The following is a 20226-nucleotide window of genomic DNA, read 5'->3' as shown; positions in this document are numbered from 1 at the left end:
TCTCAGGCGGACCACGGGCACTCCTTGATCTGGATCAACGCCGCGGCGACGTGCCCGTCGATTGACCCAGGTCAGCGCACCCCGGCCGGCTCCCGCACAAAGTTCAGCCACCCGAGCAGGAAGCCCCATGAGCGTCGTGAAGCCCGTTGCGTGGATCACCCATCCGGCGTGCTCGAGGCACGACATGGGTGCCGGTCACCCGGAAAGTTCTTCGCGGATCGCGGCCATCGAGGATCGCCTGATCGCGAGCGGACTGATGGACTTCATGGTGCGCGAATCCGCGCCGGAGGCCGAACAGGAGCAACTCCTGCGCGTGCATAGCCGACGTCTGGTGGACTGGATGCTTTCAGGCCATCACGAGGGCGAGGCGCGGGTGATAGACGGCGACACGGTATTCATGCAGCACAGCAAGCCAGCCGCGCTTCGGGCGACCGGCGCCGCGGTGCGAGCGGTGGACATGATGCTGTCGGATCGCGCGGGCCTGGCCTTCTGCGCGGTGCGACCGCCAGGTCATCACGCGGAGCGCGATCGCGCGATGGGCTTCTGTCTCTTCAACAACGTGGCGGTCGGCGCGGCCCACGCGCTTGCGAATGGAATCGAGCGGGTGGCGGTTCTGGATTTCGACCTGCATTACGGCAATGGCACCGCCGACATCTTTCTCGACGATCCACGAGTCTGGCTGTACTCGACCTACCAGCATCCGCTCTACCCGCAGTGGGCGGGTGCGCCGCGTTCACCTCACCTGATCGACGTTCCGCTGGCCGCCCGGAGTGGAAGCAAAGCATTTCGTACGGCTGTCACGACATTCTGGCTTCCCGCCCTGGAGCGTCAGCAGCCGGAACTGATCCTGGTGTCTGCCGGCTTCGACGCCCACGCGCAGGATCCGCTCGGCGACCTGCGCCTGGGCTACGACGACTTCCGCTGGATCGGAACGGTGATCCGCGACGTGGCTGCGCAGTTCTGCCAGGGGCGCGTAGTGGCGACCCTCGAAGGCGGCTACGATCTGCATGCGCTGGCGCGAAGCGTCGAATTCTTCCTGCAGCCCTTCCTGGGTCTCTGAACGGCGATGACGGTCCGGAATCTCGACGCGCTGTTGGGCCCGCGGTCGGCCGCATGGGTCGGTGTTCCTGCCAACCCGGTGCAGCAAGGACTGTTGGACAAGCTGGCGGCGGGGTCGGCCCGGCTTCAGCTTCACCGATGGCCCAACGGCGTGCCGGAAAATTGCTCGGCTGAACGTCCGCTGCTGGCGATCTTGGGCGATCCGCGCTTCGCCGATGCGGCGACGATGCGGCGCCTCGTCGATCTGGATTGCCGGGCAGTGCTCTGGATGCAACCGGACGCGCCGACGCCCGCAGTCCTCGAGGCAGCGCGACGCAACAGGGTCCGCCTGCTGGGTCCGCGCAGCATCGGCTTCGCCCGCGGGGGCGGTCCCGACGTATCGATGCTCGCGCAATCGCCGCTGCCGGGCTCATTGGCGTTGATCGTGCAGTCGCGCTCGGTGGCCGCGGCGGCGGCGGACTGGGCTGCAGGCCGACGGATCGGATTCTCGTGGATCGCCACGACTGGCGGCGAAGGTGATGTCGACGTTGCCGATCTGCTCGACTACGCGGCCAATGATAGGAACACGCGGTCGGTGGCGGTCGAGATCGGTCGCATCCGAAGCGGTCGCAAGTTCATGTCTGCGGCGCGTGCTTGTGCACGCGTCAAGCCCACCGTGATCCTGCAGACACGTCTCGCCGACCACGCGGCAGCGGGCGCCGATCCTGTGCGCTCGGCAGCATTCGCGCGCGCAGGCATGGTGGAAGTCGCGGATCTGCCGGGACTGTTCGACTCGATTGCCGCGCTGGAACGCCTGCCGGTCATGCAGCAGGCACGGGTGCTGGTCGTGGCCAACGGCGCCGCGATCTGCGCGTTGACCGCTGACGCGGTTCTTCGCGAAGGACTGACCTTGGCCGAAATCGACCGTACCCGCCGCGCAGCTCTTGTCGGGCAGTTGCCGAGCCTGCGCTTCGGTTCCGGCACGATCGACATTGGCGAGACGGACGAGGTGCAGACCGTGGCCGCGATCCGCGAGTTGCTCGATGCGCCTTCGCTCGACGCGCTGTTGTTCGTGCGCAGCCCGGCCGTCGGACAACCGCATGAGCCGGTGGCGCTCGCGATCAAGCAGGCAGCGCTGGGGGCGCGCCTGATGTGCGTGTGGCTGGGCCTCGAAACCGCAGCCCCCGCGCGCCGCATCTCGTCCGAAGCCGGGCAGGCGACCTTCACCTCCCCTCAGGCCGCCTGCCGCGCCATCCGGTATCGCCGGGATTACGCCAGGAACCGCGAGCTGCTCACCCGAACGCCTTCGGCCAGCGGCTTGGTCCCGGCCGATGCCGCGTCGGTGGCGGCCATGTTGCGTCGACATGCGGCCGGCGCAACCGATGCGGGTTCCGATGCGGCGTTGGACCTGCTGACGGCCTATGGCCTGCAGCTTGTGCCGCGCTGGTCTTCGGAGTCACCGGAGCTGCGAGTGCGGCTCGACTGCCATGCGGAGGTCGGCATGTACCTGCGCGTGCAGCGGATGGCGCCCGGCACGCAGATCGCGTACGGCATTCTTCCGCTCGACGATCTGCTCGCCGACCGCCTGCTCGACGCTGCGGAAGGCGAGGCCGCCAAGATCCATCAAGATCGTAACGAGGTCCGGCGCGCCTTGCTGCAGCTCTCCCGGCTTGCGATGGACCAGCCCAGAGTAGCGTCCCTCGATGTGCGGTTCGCGCGTCGTGGCGACCAGATGATGGTGGTGCGCGACGCCCGCATCCGGCTGACGCCGACGTCGCTGCAGGACCGCGATCGGTTCGCGCTCGCGCCGTTCCCGGCGGCTCTATCAGCACACCTCGCTTTATCGGACCAGCGGCGCGTCGCGGTGCGTGCGATCCGGCCGGAGGATGAGCCGGCGCTGATCTCGTTGCTGGAAAGCCTCGACCCGCAAACGGTCCGCCTTCGCTTCTTCGCCTGCCTGCGCCATTTCAGCCACGCGATGGCGGCGCGGATGACGCAGATCGATTACGACCGCGAGCTCGCGCTGGTGGTTTACGAGGAAGGCGGCACCGGGCGCATGCGAGCGCTGGGCACACTGATCGCCGATCCCGACGGACGCGCCGCGGAGTTCGCGCTGTTGGTCCACCAGGACTGCGCACGCCAGGGACTGGGACGATACCTGCTCCAGCGCCTGATCGATCTGGCCCGTGCGCGGGAGATAGGAACGATCTGGGGCCTCGTGCTGCAGGAGAACGAGGCGATGCTCGGCCTGGCGGCGCGCCTGGGATTTTCGGATTCCCCCGACCCGGACGAAGCGTACTGCCGGCGCGTCGAGTTGCGGCTGGGAGGGCAATGATGGAGCTGTCCGAATCACTGTCGCGTCTTTCCGCGAGCGTGGGCGTCGGCTTTCTGATGGGACTCGTGCGCGAACGCAACCCCGGAACGCAAGCCGGCGTGCGCACGTACGCACTGGTTGCGATGCTGGGATCGGTCGGCGCAATGTTGATCGATCATGGGGTCCAATGGCTGTTGCCGGCGGGTCTGGTGATGCTGGGCGCCATGATGATCGCGGCGCTGCACGGCAGGGACGCCAGCCACGATGCCGGCACCACGTCGACCGTGGCAGTGATGCTGTGCTTCTGCCTCGGCGCCGCCATCTGGATCGGCCCCGTGTTGCCGCCGGTGCTGCTGGGCTTGGCCGCCACGGCCCTGCTGCACTTCAAGCCCGAGCTTGAAGGATTCGCGACGCGCCTGAAGCCGGCCGATGTGCGCAGCATCCTGAGATTCGCCGCGGTCAGCCTGCTCGTGCTGCCACTCCTGCCGGATGCCGGATACGGTCCCTACGATTCGCTCAACCCTTACCGGATCTGGTGGATGGTGGTGCTGATATCCGGCATCGGCCTCACCGGGTACCTGTTGCTGCAATTGCTCGGATCGGGCCGCGGCGCCTTGTTTGTGGGCGTGCTCGGGGGGCTGGTGTCGAGCACTGCGACAAGCCTGACCTTCGCGCGCCAGGTCCGTGAGGATCGCGAGCAAGCGGATAGCGCGCAGGTCGTCATCCTGCTCGCCAACCTGGTCGTACTGCTGCGGCTGGCGGCCTTCACCGCGGTCGTGTGTCCGGGTGCGCTGCGGTCCATGCTGCCGGTCCTTGGCGCCGGACTGGCGCCGGGTGCGATCGCGGCCGGTCGCAGCTACCTGCGGAACGGGTCGCGCCACGACTTGGGCGTGAGCAATCCGGGCGAGATGCTGGCTGCGCTGGGTTTCGCTGCGCTGTATGCGATCGTGATTCTGGTTGTCGCCTGGCTCAACGATCGGATCGGAACGCAGGGTGTCTATCTCGCCGCTGCCGTGTCCGGCCTGATCGACCTCGATGCGATCGGACTGTCCACGATGCACATGGTCGCCGCGGGAACCTTGACCCCCGCCTCGCTGGCGATCGCGATGGTGATTGCCTACATCGCGAGCCTCGCCTTCAAGTTCGGCATGATCGCCGTCGTCGCGGGCCGGCCGCTGGCTCAGCGGCTCATCGGTCCGTTCGCGCTCATCGCAGCGGGACTGCTCTTCGGTATCGCGTTCGCCTGATCGCGAGGGGGCGCGCACCAGGCGCAGGTCGTCGCCTGAGGCTGCAGCGTCAGGCGTGCGGCACCGATGGCGTCTCCACAGACAGCGCAGGTGCGCGATGGGACGCTGGCGCGGATCGCGGCGAGATAAGCGGGAGTCGGGATGCCGTCGGGAAGCGGCGTCCCTTTATGCCGAGGCGCGTCACGTTCGGCGGTGGGCGTGCGGCGTGTCGCATTCACGGGAGAGGCGGACATGGTGTGGCTCCTTTTTCCTGTCGAAGCCTGGTCCGAAGCCAAGGCGAGGTCGATGACCTGAGTCAACGCCGATGCGGTGCGGGAACCTCACCGTTGATTCACGTCAACGACCGGAGATCGCTGCGCTGCGATGCTGCAGCCGTCTTTCGCCGAGCCAGTCACCATGAATGCGTTCACGTCCCGCAACGATGTACCCGGTTCCATCGCGATGCCCGACGGGCCGTCGCAGGTTCCTTCCGATGTCGAACCTGCCAGGCCGGATCTGCGGGCCGTCGACCGCTGGTGGCGCGCGGCCAACTATCTTTCGGTCGGGCAGATCTACCTGCTCGACAATCCGCTTCTCGAGCGCCCCATTTGGCGCGACGACATCAAGCCGCGCCTGCTCGGCCACTGGGGTACGACACCCGGGTTGAACTTCGTGTACGCGCATCTGAACCGGGTCATCCGGCAGCGGGATGCCAACCTGATCTTCATGGCCGGCCCCGGGCACGGTGGCCCGGCCGTGGTGGCCAACGCGTGGCTCGAAGGGACGTACAGCGAGATCTATCCGGCCGTCACGCAGGACGCGCAGGGCGTGCGCCGCCTGTTTCGCCAGTTCTCTTTTCCCGGCGGGATTCCCAGCCATGCGTCACCGGACACGCCGGGATCGATCCACGAGGGTGGCGAACTCGGTTACGCGCTGTCCCACGCGTTCGGCGCAGCCTTCGACAACCCGGACCTCGTGGTGGCCTGCGTGGTCGGCGACGGTGAAGCCGAGACCGGCCCGCTGGCGACGGCTTGGCACTCGAACAAGTTCCTGGATCCCTCGCGCGATGGCGCCGTGCTGCCGATCCTGCACCTGAACGGCTACAAGATCGCGGGGCCGACGGTGCTCTCGCGCATCCCGCGCGAGGAGCTGACGCAGCTGTTCCGCGGTTATGGCTGGGAGCCGATGTACGTCGACGCCGGCGACAGGGCAGGCATGCACAGCCAGATGGCCGCCGTGCTCGACCAGGCGATGGACATGATCCGCCAGTTCCAGCAGCGCGCGCGCGGCACATCGGATCGCGCGCGGCCGCACTGGCCGATGATCGTACTGGTCAGTCCCAAGGGATGGACCGGACCTGCCACGGTCGACGGACTGCGCGTCGAAGACTCCTGGCGTTCGCACCAGGTGCCGTTGTCGGATTTCGATGCGCCGGGCCATCTCGAATGCCTGGACGCCTGGATGCGCAGCTACCGGCCCGAGGAACTTTTCGACGGCACCGGCCGCCCCGGCGCCGACCTGCTCGCGCTTGCGCCGCAGGGTGGGCGCCGCATGAGCGCCAATCCGCACGCCAATGGAGGGCGCCTGCTGCGCGCACTCGATCTGCCCGACGTGAGGGATCACGCCGTTGCCGTCGACCGGCCCGGAAGCGTCACCGCGGAGGCGACGCGCGTGCAGGGTGGATTCATCCGCGAGGTCGTGCGCAGGAACATGGACTGTTTTCGCGTGTTCAGTCCGGACGAGACCGCGTCGAATCGCTGGGGTGCCGTTCTCGAAGTCACGGACCGTTGCTTCATGGGCCGGATCGAGCCGACCGACGACCATCTTTCGCCGTCCGGTCGTGTCATGGAGGTGCTCAGCGAGCACCAGTGTGAAGGCTGGCTGGAGGGGTACCTGCTCAGCGGTCGTCATGGATTCTTTTCCTGCTACGAAGCCTTCATCCACGTGGTGGCCTCGATGCTCATCCAGCACGCCAAGTGGCTGAAGGTGTCGCGCGAGCTGCCCTGGCGGGTCCCGGTGGCCTCACTCAACCTGTTGCTCACCTCGCATGTCTGGCGTCAGGACCACAATGGCTTCAGCCACCAGGACCCGGGCGTGCTGGACATGCTGGCGTCCAAGTCCGCGGACGTGGTGCGCTTGTACCTGCCGCCGGACGCGAACACGCTGCTGTGCATCACCGACCACTGTCTGCGTTCGCGCGGGCTGATCAACGCGGTGGTCGCCGGCAAGCAGCCGGCGCCGCAGTGGCTGTCGATGGAGCAGGCTCGGGCCCACTGCGCCGCGGGCGCGGGCGTTTGGGATTGGGCCAGTGATCCGGGCGAACCGGACGTGGTGATGGCGTGCTGCGGCGACGTCCCGACGCTCGAGACGCTGGCGGCCGTGCAGCTGCTCCGGCAGATGGCGCCGGACCTGAAGATACGTGTCGTCAACGTGGTCGACCTGATGCGTCTCGAATCGGTCGACCGGCATCCACACGGCCTCGGCGGGCGCGCGTTCATCGGTCTCTTCACGCGACGCCGGCCGGTGATCTTCGCGTTCCATGGCTACCCCTCGCTGATCCATCGGCTGGTCTACAGCCGTGCGAACCATGCGCACTTCCATGTGCACGGGTTCATGGAGCAGGGCACCACGACGACGCCTTTCGACATGGCGGTGCTCAACCGCCTCGATCGCTTCCACCTTGCGATGAATGCCGTCAGCCGGGTACCCCGCCTCGCAAAGCGCGCACCGGCACTCAGGGCGATGCTCGAAGCGCGGCTGGCCGAACACGCGACCTACATCCGGCAGCACGGCGAAGACCTTCCCGAGATCCGTAAATGGCAGTGGACTCGCTGATGCGATCGCGCATGCGCGTCCTGACGCTCAACGCAGGCTCGTCGACTTTCAAGTGGACGGCGTTCGGCGCCGGCGGAGAGGTCGTCGAGAGCGGCAGCCTGAGCTGGGCATCGGAAGCGGCGGACGACCGGCGCAGACAGCTCCGATTGCTGCTGAGAAGCTTTGTGCCCTCGGATGCGATCGGCCATCGTCTGGTCCATGGGGGCAATCGTTACCGCCAGGCCGTCCGCATCGATCCTCAGGTCCAGGGTGGATTGAAAGCCCTCGTCCCACTGGCACCCTTGCATCTGCCGATGGCGCTGCATGCGATCGAGGTCGTGCAGGATTCGCTTCCGGACGTTCCTCAATTCGCGTGCTTCGACACGACCTTTCATACGACGATTCCGGACGCGGCGGCGGCGTACGCCATTCCGCTCGAATGGACCCGGCGCTGGGGCCTGCGCCGCTTCGGCTTCCACGGCCTCAGCGTCGAGTGGGCGGTGAAGCGTGCGCGAGAGATTCTGGGGCGGATGCCCTCGCGCCTGGTGGTCTGTCACCTGGGCAGCGGATGCTCGGTGACCGCGGTCCGCGACGGACGGTCGCTCGACACGACCATGGGCTACACGCCGATCGAGGGCCCGGTCATGGCCACGCGCAGCGGATCGCTGGATCCGGGCCTGCTGCTGGAACTTCAGATTGCCCATGGCATCAGCGCGATCGAACTGCGCGAGGTGCTCGAGCAGCGCAGCGGCCTGCTCGGCATGTCGGGAATCAGCGGCGACGTCGGTCGCCTTCGCGCGGCGTCGCTTGCCGGCGACATCGACGCGACGCACGCACTCGAGCACTTCATCTGGTCCTTGCTCCGTGCCGTCGGCTCGATGGTCGGTGTCCTGGGCGGGACCGACGCAGTGGTGTTCACGGGCGGCGTGGGAGAGCACCACGACTGGGTGCGCTCGGCCGTCGCGGCGGCCATTCCCGGCTGCCGGCTTAATGAAAGGGTCGATTGCGAGAACGAGGTGGATCGCCTGCTGTCCTTGCCGGACGCCGCGGTCGAGGCCCTGATGATCCGGTGCCGCGAAGACATGGTGATCCGGGAGCACGTGCTGCACCAGCTCGCGGACCGCTCGAAGGCGGGTGCGCGCTGACCGCGCTCAGCTGATTGGGCGAAGTCCGCCGTCGCACAGGTCTTTTTTTTCCGGTTCTGAAGGGGTCATCGCGGCACAGCGGGCGGGCAGCCGTCACGTCGACATGTCGCTGTGCCGGGCGCCTGTGACGGCGGCACTATTTGTGAACTCGAAACCGTGGACGTCCGCTGCCGGGCGGCGCGAAGCCGCCTGCGGACGCTACTTCACCAGAGTGACCGGTACTTGTGCCCGATGCACCACCTTGGTTGCGACACTGCCGAGGAACAAGCCTTTGAAGGCCCCCGATCCCCGCGTTCCCATCACGATCTGGTCGCAGCCGAGCTGTTCGGTCTGGTCCACGATGACCTCGTCGATGGTGCCGAACACGATGTGCGATTCGAAGGAAATGCCGCTGCCGCTCAGCACATGCTCCACGCGCTCCAGTGTGGCGCGACCCTGCGCGAGCTGCGCTTCGCGCAGCTCGCGGATATCGATGCCGGGGCTGAGGTATTCGCCGTAGGCGATGGGCCAGGTCTGCACATTGAGCACGTGAATCCGGTGCGGGCGCTGGCCGGCGGGCTGGTCGATGACGAAATTCACTGCCCGGTTGGAGGCATCCGAGCCGTCGTAGGGGATCATCACTTTGTCCATTGAGTGTTCTTGAGATGTGCTGTGTGGGTGGGTGAAGTGAAAGCCGTCGCCTGTCCGATCTCAGCGGGCGAACTGCCCTTCGCGACGCATGCGTGTGAGCCACTTTTGGCGATGTCGATTCCCGGCGTTCTCCACGCTGCCGACGAGGGTCGTTCGAACCGGCGAAAAGCCGGAGATCCGCAGGACGTTGCGAACCAGGCTGCGCACGCCGTGCGCGAAGAAGAACCAGCGGAAAACCAGGGCCGGCATGCCCATCGTGACCACGACGTGCGCGGAGCGGCCCCGTAGCAGGCGCTCCCACCGGCCGTCGCGGCGCGTGAGGGCGAAGCCAGGTCGGAAGACCTGCTCCAGGAAGGCCTTGAGCAGAGCGGGCATCGAACCCAGCCACAAGGGATGCAGGATCAGCACGTGGCTGGCCCAGCGGATCGTGTCCTGTGCCAGGCGGATCGATTCCGGCACGTCGTCCAGCTCCCACTCGGCCTTGCTGCGCACGATGGGAAAGTCGATCTCGGCGACGACGACTTCCCGTACCTGGTGCCCCTTCTCGATGGCGCCCGAAATATAGGCATCGGCCAGGGCGTGTCCCAGATGACACGGCGAGACGTCCGGGTGGCCTTGAATGACGGCGATGCGATGCGTCACGGTCGATGCACGAGGTCGGGTCTGGATACACGGTCCGATCGGAAGGGCGGCCTGTCGCAGACCTAGTAACCGATCTCGATCTGGTTGATCACCTTGCTGACGCCGGGCGCCGACCACGCCGCGTTCTCAGCGGCGGCCCGCTCGAGCATCGAATGCAGCTGACCGCCCAGCTTGACGATCCCTTCCTCGTCGAAGTGCACCGTCACTTTCTCGGCCTGCAGCTCCGCCGATCGCTCGAATGCGGCATGAATCTTTTTCTGGACGCTGCCCAGACGGGCCGGCGAGACGACGCAGATATGATTGCTGACACCCAGCACGCCGCCCAGCTTGCGGACATCGGCCTCGGCTTCGCGACGCAGGAATTCCCAAGCGACCGTTCCCCGCAGGACCACCACGCCCTTTTCCACCATGACCTGGATCGCGTCGCGTGGCAGGCGCAGGTCCCAGTCCAGGATGCGCGTCGCGCGATCGGCGATCTCGTCGTCCGCGATCTTCCGGTCGGTCGGGAGTCGAACCTCGATCTCCTGTGCGATCGCCCTGACGCCCTTTATCCGGCGCGCGGCGGTCTCGGCCGCGTGCTTCTGGGTGTAGTCGCCAACGTATCCGGCCAAGGTTACGACGCCGTCGTGGACAAAGGCGGTGACGTGCGCGGCATCGATCGCAGGATCGAACTCCAGTTCGTCCATGACCGCCTGCTTGAGTTGAAGATCATTCATGTCGTGGCCCTCTGCTGGATGGATTCGGAAGATTCCGCGGGGAATCGCAGTCGATTCGAACGAGTCCAGCATGCCGTCCGTCACGGCATGAATCCTTGATCCAGGTCAATGCTCCGGATCGTGGCCGGAACCAGAGTGGAGTCTCCCCACCGGAGATCGCTCCATGACAAATGCACATTCCCGATCCGTATTCGATGTCGACTCACTTGCGGGCTTGCGCGACGAATTGCGCTTGCAGGCACACCTGTTCAAGGCGGAGATGGCCGATCGCTGGAACGAGGCCGAAGCGCGCTGGCACGACATCGAGGACGAGGTCCTTGCGGTTCGTGCGGCGGCGGGAAAATCGCGTGCCGAACTCGGGGCGGCCGCGAGCCTGACGGCGGAGGTCCTGCGCAAGACCTACCGTGACCTGCGCGAGGCGGTGCGCGCCCTGTGAGCGCGAACTGACGGGCCATGAAGATCCAGTTCTGCGGCGCAACGGGAACCGTCACCGGTTCCCGTTACGTGCTCACGCATCGCGATCGGCGCCTGCTGGTCGATTGTGGCCTTTTCCAGGGCTACAAACAGCTGCGACTGCGCAACTGGGCTCGGCCGCCGTTCGATCCCGCCGCAATCGAGGCAGTGCTGCTCACCCACGCGCACCTGGACCACTCGGGCTACTTGCCGCTCCTGATGCGCCGTGGGTTCGCCGGACCGATCCTGTGCTCCAAAGCTACGCGAGACCTTTGCAGGATCCTGCTGCCCGACAGCGGACGCATCCAGGAAGAAGACGCGGAGCGGGCGAATCGCCGGCATTACTCGAAGCACTCGCCCGCCAAGCCGCTGTACACCGAGGCCGACGCCGTGCGCGTCCTCGAGCAATTCGTCGTGCGCGACATGGATGCCGACTTCGAACCCTTGCCCGGCCTGAATGTGCGGATGCTGCCGGCCGGTCACCTGCTCGGCAGCGCCATGATTCTCATCGACGACGGCCATCGGCGCGTTCTGTTCAGCGGCGACGTCGGACGGCCAGGCGACGCGATCATGCGCGAGCCTTCACGTCCCCCCTCGGCGGACGTGCTCATCCTCGAATCCACCTACGGAGATCGTCTGCACGACCCCGCGGATCCCCAGGTCGCTTTGGGGCAGGTCGTGCGCAGGGTGGCAGATCGTGGCGGTGTCGTGGTCGTGCCGGCCTTCTCGGTCGGACGGGCGCAGACCCTTCTCTGGTACCTGCATTGCCTGCGCGAAAACGGCGGGATTCCGCGTGCGATTCCGATCTACCTGAACAGTCCGATGGCGATCGATGCGACGGCGATCTATCGACGCCATCACCGCGAGCATCGACTCAGCGCGGATCAGTGCGCGCAGATGTGCGGCGTGGCGCGGATGGTCAACACGGTCGAGGAGTCGCGGGCGCTGAACCTGCGACGGGATCCGATGATCCTGATCGCGGGAAGTGGCATGGCCACCGGAGGACGCGTGATCCATCACCTGCGCGCATTCGCACCCGACCCGGCGAACGCGATCGTGCTGACGGGCTTTCAGGCTGGAGGCACGCGCGGTGCTGCCCTGCTGGCGGGCGCTGACACCTTGAAGATTCACGGAGAACACGTGCCGGTTCGGGCCGAAGTGGTCTCGATCAGCAACCTGTCCGCTCACGCCGACTACGCCGAGATGATCCGATGGCTCGAGACCACGAGTTCGCCACCGGGCAAGACTTACCTGACCCATGGGGAGCCTGCCGCGGCCGATGCACTGAGGCTGCGGATCCAGGAATCCCTCGGCTGGGACTGCACGATTCCCGAGTACCTGGAGAGCGTCGAAGTCTGATGACGATCCAGGGCCCTGCCGAACTCTTCGCCCGGCGCCTGGGCATCGATACCTACCGGGAATACGTCGTCTTCCTCCGCTCGGAAAGCACCGTCTGCCGGGCAGAAGGCCTGCGCGCACTGTCGCGCGTGCGCGTGGCCTGCGGGCAGCGCGAAATCGTCGCCTCGCTCAACATCGTTCACGGTGACCTGATTGGTGATCGCCAGGCTGGCCTGTCTGAGTCGGCCTGGGTGGCATTGGGCGCTGCTGCCGGCGACACCGTGAGCCTGTCCCATCCGGAGGCGGTCGAGTCCTTCTCCGCGGTACGACGGAAGATCTACGGTGGACGCTTCACGGGCGCCGAGCTGGACGCGATCGTGCGCGACCTCAGTGCCGGACACTATTCTTCCGTAGAGACCGCAGCCTTCGTCACGGCGTGTGCGGGCGATCGCATGAGTCCGGCGGAGACCCTGCAGTTGACCCGGGCCATGGTCGACGCGGGCACGCGACTGGCTTGGCACCAGCGTCCGGTGATGGACAAGCACTGCGTGGGCGGACTGCCGGGCAATCGCACGACGCCGATCGTGGTTGCCATCGCCGCTGCCGGCGGACTGACCGTTCCGAAGACTTCGTCAAGGGCGATCACGTCGCCCGCCGGGACGGCCGATGCCATGGAAGTGCTGGCACCCGTGACGCTGACGCTCGAACACATGCGCCGGGTTGTAGAGCGGGAGGGAGGCTGCGTGGTGTGGGGCGGCGCAATCGCCCTGAGTCCCGCAGACGATCTGCTGATCCAGGTCGAACGTCCACTCGATTTCGACAGCGACGCCCAGCTTGCGGCCTCAGTCATCTCCAAGAAGGTTGCGGCGGGTTCCACCCACCTGGTGGTCGACATCCCGGTGGGTCCTACCGCGAAGCTGCGCAGTCATGAGGCAGCAGCCCGCCTGGCCCGGACTCTTACGTCGCTGGGCGGCGCGTTCGACCTGCGGGTGGAGTGCTTGTTCACGGACGGCAGCCAACCGGTCGGATTCGGCATAGGGCCCGCGCTCGAGGCGCTGGACGTCCTCGACGTGCTGCACAACGCACCCACCGCCTGCGCGCTCCTGCGAGCACGCGCGCTGCAGATCGCGGCGCGCATGCTGGAGATCGGCGGCCGTTGCGTCGCCGGTGAGGGGCCGGCCAGGGCCGCCCATCTGCTCGCGTCCGGGGCGGCGGCACGAAAGTTCGAATCGATCTGCGACGCGCAGGGCGGCCGTCGCGAACCCCGTCGAGCGAACTACCGCAAGGATATCGTCGCCACTCAGGCCGGCGCGGTCCAGGCGATCGACAACCGCCGGCTCGGACGAGTCGCCAAGCTTGCGGGTGCGCCCGCGTCACCGTCGGCCGGCCTGGTCCTGCAGGCGCAGCTTGGACAAGCTGTCGTCGTCGGACAGCCGCTCTACACGATCCACGCGCAAAGCCCTGGTGAACTCGAGTACGCGGCAGCCTACGCACTGCGCAATCCGAAGATTCTGGAGATTGGATCGCCATGACCGCGGTGATCTTCGGTGTTCCGGGCAACGAAGCCCTGGTCGAAGCGCTGTGCCTGCATGCCGGAGTCGAACGCGGCGAATGCGTGTTCCGGGCATTCGCGGATGGCGAAACGTACGTGCGCTTCCTGTCACCCGTGCTGCACAAGACGGTGGTCGTGGCCTGCACCCTGGACCGGCCCGACGACAAGCTGGTCAAACTGTTCCTGGCGGCGCGGACCCTCCACGACATGGGCGCCGCGCGCGTGCTTCTGGTCGCGCCCTATCTTCCCTACATGCGTCAGGACACGGTGTTCGCGCAGGGCGAGGGCATCAGTGCGCGCCATGTCGCGTCATTGCTCTCAAGCTGCTTCGACGGGTTGGTGACGGTGGATCCCCATCTTCATCGCATTCCTCTGCTCGAGCAGGTGTACCCGATTCCGATCCGCGTCGTGCCCGCTGCTCCCGCGATCGCGCGCTGGATACGGTCCGAAGTCCTCGATCCGCTGCTCATCGGTCCCGATGCCGAAAGCGAGCAATGGGTGTCGGCCATCGCGACGCTGGTCGATTGCCCTTATCGCATGCTGACCAAGCATCGTTACGGAGATCGCGACGTGACAGTCGAGGCGAACGCGCTGCAGGTCGGTGCAGGTCATCGCGCCGTGCTGGTCGACGACATCGTCGCGACAGGGCGCACACAGGCCGCTGCGATCGCTCTGCTGCAACGACATGGTCATCCGGCGCCCGTTTGCATCTGCGTGCACGGCCTTTTCGCGGGCGATGCCTGGAGCGTCGTGACCGAAGCGGGCGCACGGACCATCGTCAGTTGCAACACCGTGACGCACGCCAGCAACCGCATCGATGTTCTGCAAGACGTCGCAACGGCGGTGAGCGAGCTCCTCGCGACGGCGCACTGACCTGGATCATTCGCGAAGAGGTTTGGCGCCCTGCGAGGCTGATCCCGATCAACGCCGCCGCGCTGGCCTGATCGCACATTGGGTGCGGCAATCATGCCGATCACCTTGGGAGAAAAATCGTGGAAACCCGTATTCGCATCGCCGCCGGTATTCTGGCGGCCGTGCTCTGTCCGACTGCGATGGCCTACGAGACCGGAGACTGGATCACGCGCCTCGGTGCGCATTGGGTCGAGCCGAAGAATCACAATCACGACGTCGTCGGTGTCGAGGGCACGGGCGGAATCACTGCGAGCGCCTCCTATTTTGTCGCGCCGACGCTTGCGGTGGATCTGCTGGTCGCGTTTCCATTCGAGCACGACATCACGCTCAATTCGACCGACGACAAGGTCGCCAGCACACAGCATCTTCCGCCGACACTGTCCCTCGTGTGGTACCCGGACGTCGCCAAGACATGGCACCCGTTCGTGGGCGCCGGCCTGAACTACACGACGTTCTTCCAGGAGAAGACCCAGGGGGCACTGGATGGCGCCAAGCTCAAGCTCGACGATTCGTTCGGCGTGGCTGCCGTTGCTGGCCTGGACATCGACATCGCACCACCGCTGTCACTGAGCTTCGACGTGCGCTACATCGACATCGACGCGAAGGCGCACCTGGACGGAACATCGATCGGCAAGGTCAAGATCGATCCTATCGGGTTCGGGATCTCGGTCGGCTACCGCTTCTGAACTCGACCCCGTCGGTAGATGCGCTCGCGGGCCTGCTTCCACTGGGCGGCAGTCCCGGGGTTCGTCCGCGCAATCGGCAAGCCGCAGAACCAAATCCTGCGGGCATCTCCCGTGCGCACCGCATCACCCTGGACCGCAACACCGCGCACGCGATGTCGCCCCTCCACGATGGTCTCGTGCGACGGATCGAGGACACACCGTCGCGCCAGACCCGCAAGTGCCGCGAGGCATGAGCGATGCGAGTGATCGTCGCGAGCAGGGTCGTCGCCGCCGAGGGATCATGCACAAGGCGCTAGGCAGGGCGCGACGTGGTCGACCTCCACATCTTGTCGGCGAACAACGGGCCAAGGCGCCGGCATTCGTCGAACAACCGGGAATCCCGCACCGCGTGATGCCGGCCAATATCAAGCAGTGGCATCGGCATCCCGTCGCCTATCGGACCTTCGATCCCAACGGCAACGTTCCTGCGATCGTCGATCAGTGTCTCTCTCTGCAGCTGTCCTTCCGTGGCCATACTCCAGAATGGCGCTGGGATTCCGCACATCGCGTCTCCCGGAAGCGCGGATCGCCGCAGATGCAGAATCTCCGACTCAGTCGACGGCAGAGGTGCTCGGGGCGTCCGCTCATAGACTTTGGACTCGACGAGTGGAACCGGCTGTAGCCGGACGGGGACGTTCGCGGGAGGTCAATCCAGGTCGACGCGGGCGCGAACCGGATCACATCACCGCGAATGGCTCCTCTTTGCATGGCGGCATCACGGTAACGGTTTGCGCAACGGCCGGCACGGCGACGAGGTCGCATGGCGCTTCGCCGATCAGCCGCTCCACGGTGCTGCCCATGAGCAACCGGTCGATACCGCGCCGGCGGATCGTGCCCACCACCAGGGCGTCAGCTTGGTAGTCCTCCAGGGCATCGAGCAGGGTCGGAGCGGCAGGCCCAAAAAGCACGACGGCGTCATCGTTGGTCATGGCATGACGCTTGAGCAATGCGTCGAACTGTTGCCGGTGCTCCTTGCGCAGGCGGTCATATAACTCTTCGTAGGATTGACTGATCGACAAGCCGTTCGGATCCAGCCCCCGCAGGGCCGCGGGTAGGCCACCGAACGCGGTGAAGACACGGACGTGACCCGACCCGGCCGCAGCGAAGCTGCCGGCGATGTCGAGAAGACGATCGTTCAGCGGTCCCGCGCCGTGTTCGGGGTTCAGCGGATCGACCGCGGCGACTATTCGCTGGGGAAGCAGCCCCGGGCGCGCTTGCGCGCCGACCATCCACATCGGGACAGGAGAATTGCGCAGCAGCTCCCAGTCGAGAGGCAGGAACACCAGGCGGCGCAATGCCGACTCGTGGCCGACATCCTTGACGATCAGGTCAATCTGCGCCTCTGCCACCTGCCGGAGAATGTTCTCGACCGAAGGGGCTTCGCGGTCGTCGATCGTGTGGACGGTGAGGCCGTCCTCCGACAGCTGCCGCTTCAGATCATCCAGTTTCGTGCTCATCTGGTCACGCATCATGTTCTCGATGTGACGCGCATCCGCACGATCGAGAATGCCCAGCACGCCCAGGCGCGGTCCACGATCGAACAGGCCCACCCAAAGAGAGGCGCCGGTCTTCCGGGAAAAGGCCACGGCCCGTTCGACGGCCGGGGTGCGGGACAGGGAGGCGTCGAGGATCAGCAGGATGCGACGGATCGTCTTCATTACGTTCATCTCCAGGGACGAATGCAGCCTGCCGTCGCGGGGATCGGTCCGCGTTGATCCAGGTCAAACACCGGGCAGGGACACGAGCTGTTATTCGCTTGCCCATGTCGGCGACGCCCGCCGCGTCGCATTGCTCTGCGTCAATGCGCGGGCGGCGGGATACGCACAGGGTGGTGCCGAACCTACGTCCGGGCCCTGGCCATGTACTTCCCCATCTTTCGCGCCAATCTGGCAGTGATGAGTTTCCTGAGATCCGCGCACCTGGCTGCGCAGGAGCGGGTGGAGCTTCGCGAGCTGCGCGCGCAGTGGAGCCGTTACGGTCTGCGCAGACGGGATCTCGGCCGCAGTCTGGAGCGTCTCGAATCGATGGGATTCATCGAGGTCGATCGCGTGCGGGGACACCAGTTTCTCGTGCTCACCGACATGGGACACCGGTCCGCGTACTCGGTGATCGGGCTGATCGAATCGCTCGCGATCCTGCCACGACGACTCGGTCGACTGGTCGGCGCGTTGAAGTTCTGGCGCGAACTGCGCGGGCTGGATCGCCGGGCAGGCGACGGACAGCCGCGTGGCACGCGCGATCGACCGCCCTGTCGAACCCGTCGGCTGCCGGGAGGCGCCACGAGGGCTCGTGAACGACGCGCCGCGCCGGCACGGGGCGGCTCCCAACCCGGTCGAGATTCGTTGCGGCAACCCGCAATCAAACGGTTGACCTGAATCAATGCTCGGCGTACCGGCCCTGCCGAAGATCGCACTCGCCGAGTCGAAGAACCAAGGAATCCAGGTGAGTACGTCCGAGACAAGCGTTGTGCCCCCATCCGCACCGGTCCGCTACCAGGACGATGTCGTGCTGGGCTTCTCCATCATGACCGTGGCCTGGGGCGTGGTGGGCATGCTCGTCGGGGTGTGGATCGCCGCGGAGCTGCTGTGGCCGGCGCTCAACTTCGATACGCCGTGGCTGACCTACAGCCGGCTGCGGCCATTGCATACCAATGCGGTGATCTTCGCGTTCGGCGGCTGCGCGCTGTTTGCGACCTCGTACTGGGTCGTGCAACGGACCTGCCGCGCCACGCTGTTCGCGCCGAACCTGGCGCGGTTCACGTTCTGGGGCTACCAGGCCGTGATCGTGCTCGCTGCACTGACGCTGCCGCTGGGCATCACCCAGTCCAAGGAGTACGCCGAGCTCGAGTGGCCGATCGACCTCCTGCTGGCGGTGGTGTGGGTCGCCTACGCCATCGTCTTCTTCGGGACGATCATGAAGCGCACGGTCGGGCACATCTATGTCGCCAACTGGTTCTACGGTGCCTTCATCCTGACCGTCGCGGTCCTGCACATCGTCAACAGCGCCGCGATCCCGATCTCGCTGACCAGTTCCTACAGCGCCTATCCCGGTGCCGTCGACGCGATGGTGCAGTGGTGGTACGGCCACAACGCCGTCGGCTTCTTCCTCACCGCGGGCTTCCTCGGGATGATGTATTACTTCGTGCCCAAGCAGGTCGGCCGGCCGATCTACTCGTACCGACTGTCGATTGTGCATTTCTGGGCACTGATCAGCGTGTACATGTGGGCGGGTCCGCATCACCTGATGTACACCTCGCTGCCCGACTGGGTGCAGTCGCTGGGCATGGTGTTCTCGCTGATCCTGCTCGCGCCATCGTGGGGCGGCATGATCAACGGGATGATGACCCTCTCGGGGGCGTGGCACAAACTGCGCGACGACCCGATCCTGAAGTTCCTCATCGTCTCGCTGTCGTTCTACGGCATGAGCACGTTCGAGGGACCGATGATGTCCATCAAGACGGTCAACGCGCTCTCGCACTACACCGACTGGACCATCGGCCACGTCCATGCCGGCGCGCTGGGCTGGGTCGCGATGATCTCGTTCGGATCGATCTACATGCTGATCCCGCGCCTGGTCGGCAAGCCGACGATGCACAGCGTCGCGGCGATAAACGTCCACTTCTGGCTGGCGACGGTCGGTACCGTCATTTACATCGTCGCAATGTGGATCGCGGGCGTGATGCAGGGTCTGATGTGGCGCGCGACGGAGGCCGACGGCACGCTGACCTACAGCTTCGTCGAGTCGCTGAAAGCCACCCATCCCTTCTATGCGATGCGCCTGGTGGGCGGTGTGATTTTCTTCAGCGGCATGCTGCTGATGGCCTGGAATGTGTGGCGCACCGTGAAGGCGCCGGTCGCCACCCATGAAGCCGTGGCTCTGACCGGGGGCGCGTCATGAAACACGAAACGCTGGAGAAGAACATCGGCCTGATGTCGATCCTGATCGTCATCGCGATCTCCTTCGGTGGTCTGGTCGAGATCATTCCGCTGATGAACCAGAAGGCGGCGACTGAACCTTCGCCGGGTCTGCACCTGCGCAATGCGCTCGAGACCGCCGGCCGCGACGTCTATGTCCGCGAGGGGTGCTACGGCTGCCACTCGCAGCAGGTGCGATCGCTGGCCGAAGAAGTCCTGCGTTACGGCCCCGCCGCGAATGCGGGTGAGTCGGTCTACGACCATCCGTTCCAATGGGGTTCCAAGCGCACCGGCCCGGATCTCTCGCGTATCGGGGGTCGCTACAGCGACGCTTGGCACCGCATCCACCTGCTGCATCCGCAGGACGTGGTGCCCGAATCCAACATGCCGGGATACCGGTGGCTGGACGAGCAGCACTTCGATCCGGGTGAGGTCGCCGACATGATGAAGGCGCTGCGCCGCGTCGGCGTTCCATATACCGATGCCGACATTGCCGGGGCCGATGAAGCGGTCAGCTACAAAACCAAGCTCGATGCCCTGATCGCCTACCTGCAGACGCTGCGCGCTCCTGTCGCACCTCCGTCTTCCACCGCCCCCGCGCCAGTGGCGGCCAATCCAGCCGGAAAAATCTCATGATCAGCGGAATCTTCACCATCGTCGCGTTCCTCTCCTATGTCGGCATCGCGGTCTGGGCATGGTCGCGCCGGAACCGCGAGCGGTTCGCCGATGCTTCGCGCCTTCCGCTCGCCGATGACATTGCGACCGGAGCAGGGAAGTGACCACGTTCTGGCACCTGTGGATCGTGGT

General features: G+C 66.0%; 19 protein-coding genes. 14 read left to right on the top strand and 5 right to left on the bottom strand.

All coding sequences use genetic code 11. The annotated features are described in order from the left end of the window. The first annotated feature begins 127 nt into the window (after window positions 1-127). From DFR24_RS05110 to DFR24_RS05100, 3 genes are read left to right on the top strand one after another with little or no spacing between them, the layout of a single operon-like run. Entirely contained in the window at window positions 128-1060 is a 933-nt protein-coding gene (locus DFR24_RS05110) for a histone deacetylase family protein (RefSeq protein WP_133880238.1), read from the top strand. 6 nt (window positions 1061-1066) lie between these two features. Then, window positions 1067-3373, top strand: a complete 2307-nt coding sequence (locus tag DFR24_RS05105; RefSeq protein ID WP_133880237.1) for a GNAT family N-acetyltransferase — start codon at window positions 1067-1069, stop codon at window positions 3371-3373. Continuing rightward, window positions 3373-4599, top strand: a complete 1227-nt coding sequence (locus DFR24_RS05100) for an MgtC/SapB family protein (RefSeq protein ID WP_162851052.1) — start codon at window positions 3373-3375, stop codon at window positions 4597-4599. Before DFR24_RS05105 ends, DFR24_RS05100 begins: the two co-directional genes overlap by 1 nt. Here the strand turns inward: DFR24_RS05100 and DFR24_RS25295 are convergent. Next, window positions 4533-4832: a TraR/DksA C4-type zinc finger protein gene (locus DFR24_RS25295; protein ID WP_366518887.1), complete on the bottom strand. Its 300-nt coding sequence runs from the start codon at window positions 4830-4832 to the stop codon at window positions 4533-4535. The genes DFR24_RS05100 and DFR24_RS25295 overlap by 67 nt on opposite strands. Window positions 4833-5040: 208 nt before the next feature. On the opposite strand from DFR24_RS25295, the gene DFR24_RS05095 reads away from it, so the two are divergent. Together DFR24_RS05095 and DFR24_RS05090 are read left to right on the top strand one after the other, a co-directional pair. Continuing rightward, window positions 5041-7413: a phosphoketolase family protein gene (locus DFR24_RS05095; RefSeq protein WP_133881471.1), complete on the top strand. Its 2373-nt coding sequence runs from the start codon at window positions 5041-5043 to the stop codon at window positions 7411-7413. Continuing rightward, entirely contained in the window at window positions 7395-8537 is a 1143-nt protein-coding gene (locus tag DFR24_RS05090) for an acetate/propionate family kinase (RefSeq protein WP_133880235.1), read from the top strand. Before DFR24_RS05095 ends, DFR24_RS05090 begins: the two co-directional genes overlap by 19 nt. Window positions 8538-8735: 198 nt before the next feature. On the opposite strand, the gene DFR24_RS05085 is transcribed toward DFR24_RS05090, so the two are convergent. The 3 genes from DFR24_RS05085 to DFR24_RS05075 form a co-directional block, all read right to left on the bottom strand. Then, a complete protein-coding gene (locus DFR24_RS05085) occupies window positions 8736-9167 on the bottom strand; it encodes a universal stress protein (protein ID WP_133880234.1) in 432 nt (143 codons plus the stop codon). Between the two features lie 60 nt (window positions 9168-9227). After that, on the bottom strand, window positions 9228-9809 hold the full coding sequence (locus tag DFR24_RS05080; protein ID WP_133880233.1) for an NAD(P)H-dependent oxidoreductase: 582 nt from the start codon (window positions 9807-9809) through the stop codon (window positions 9228-9230). Window positions 9810-9871: 62 nt separating this feature from the next. Then, window positions 9872-10525, bottom strand: a complete 654-nt coding sequence (locus tag DFR24_RS05075; protein ID WP_162851051.1) for a BON domain-containing protein — start codon at window positions 10523-10525, stop codon at window positions 9872-9874. A gap of 163 nt (window positions 10526-10688) precedes the next feature. On the opposite strand from DFR24_RS05075, the gene DFR24_RS05070 reads away from it, so the two are divergent. The 5 genes from DFR24_RS05070 to DFR24_RS05050 all read left to right on the top strand — a co-directional run bounded on the left by DFR24_RS05070 (window position 10689) and on the right by DFR24_RS05050 (window position 15466). Beyond that, window positions 10689-10961: a hypothetical protein gene (locus DFR24_RS05070; protein ID WP_133880231.1), complete on the top strand. Its 273-nt coding sequence runs from the start codon at window positions 10689-10691 to the stop codon at window positions 10959-10961. Window positions 10962-10978: 17 nt separating this feature from the next. Beyond that, entirely contained in the window at window positions 10979-12337 is a 1359-nt protein-coding gene (locus DFR24_RS05065; RefSeq protein WP_133880230.1) for an MBL fold metallo-hydrolase, read from the top strand. Further along, on the top strand, window positions 12337-13848 hold the full coding sequence (locus DFR24_RS05060; RefSeq protein ID WP_133880229.1) for a thymidine phosphorylase family protein: 1512 nt from the start codon (window positions 12337-12339) through the stop codon (window positions 13846-13848). Before DFR24_RS05065 ends, DFR24_RS05060 begins: the two co-directional genes overlap by 1 nt. Then, window positions 13845-14741: a ribose-phosphate diphosphokinase gene (locus tag DFR24_RS05055; protein WP_133880228.1), complete on the top strand. Its 897-nt coding sequence runs from the start codon at window positions 13845-13847 to the stop codon at window positions 14739-14741. The genes DFR24_RS05060 and DFR24_RS05055 overlap by 4 nt, the downstream gene beginning before the upstream one ends. A 119-nt stretch (window positions 14742-14860) precedes the next feature. Then, window positions 14861-15466, top strand: coding sequence for an OmpW/AlkL family protein (locus tag DFR24_RS05050; RefSeq protein ID WP_246051520.1), 606 nt, complete (start codon window positions 14861-14863; stop codon window positions 15464-15466). A gap of 716 nt (window positions 15467-16182) precedes the next feature. Here DFR24_RS05050 and DFR24_RS05045 read toward each other — a convergent pair. Further along, on the bottom strand, window positions 16183-17163 hold the full coding sequence (locus tag DFR24_RS05045) for a universal stress protein (protein WP_162851050.1): 981 nt from the start codon (window positions 17161-17163) through the stop codon (window positions 16183-16185). 201 nt (window positions 17164-17364) lie between these two features. Between DFR24_RS05045 and DFR24_RS05040 the strand changes: the two genes are divergently transcribed. From DFR24_RS05040 to DFR24_RS05025, 4 genes are all read left to right on the top strand, one after another. Next, a complete protein-coding gene (locus DFR24_RS05040; protein WP_133880226.1) occupies window positions 17365-17880 on the top strand; it encodes a hypothetical protein in 516 nt (171 codons plus the stop codon). Between the two features lie 148 nt (window positions 17881-18028). After that, window positions 18029-19402: a cytochrome-c oxidase, cbb3-type subunit I gene (ccoN, locus tag DFR24_RS05035; RefSeq protein WP_246051611.1), complete on the top strand. Its 1374-nt coding sequence runs from the start codon at window positions 18029-18031 to the stop codon at window positions 19400-19402. Next, window positions 19399-20055 carry a cytochrome-c oxidase, cbb3-type subunit II gene (ccoO, locus tag DFR24_RS05030; RefSeq protein WP_133880224.1) on the top strand — a complete coding sequence of 219 codons (657 nt, stop codon included), beginning with the start codon at window positions 19399-19401 and terminating at the stop codon, window positions 20053-20055. The genes ccoN and ccoO overlap by 4 nt, the downstream gene beginning before the upstream one ends. Further along, window positions 20052-20198 carry a cbb3-type cytochrome oxidase subunit 3 gene (locus DFR24_RS05025; protein ID WP_133880223.1) on the top strand — a complete coding sequence of 49 codons (147 nt, stop codon included), beginning with the start codon at window positions 20052-20054 and terminating at the stop codon, window positions 20196-20198. The genes ccoO and DFR24_RS05025 overlap by 4 nt, the downstream gene beginning before the upstream one ends. Window positions 20199-20226: the final 28 nt, after the last annotated feature.

The organism is Panacagrimonas perspica, from assembly GCF_004364935.1.
Lineage (GTDB): Bacteria > Pseudomonadota > Gammaproteobacteria > Nevskiales > Nevskiaceae > Panacagrimonas > Panacagrimonas perspica.
This window is presented reverse-complemented; position numbering and strand designations above follow the sequence as displayed.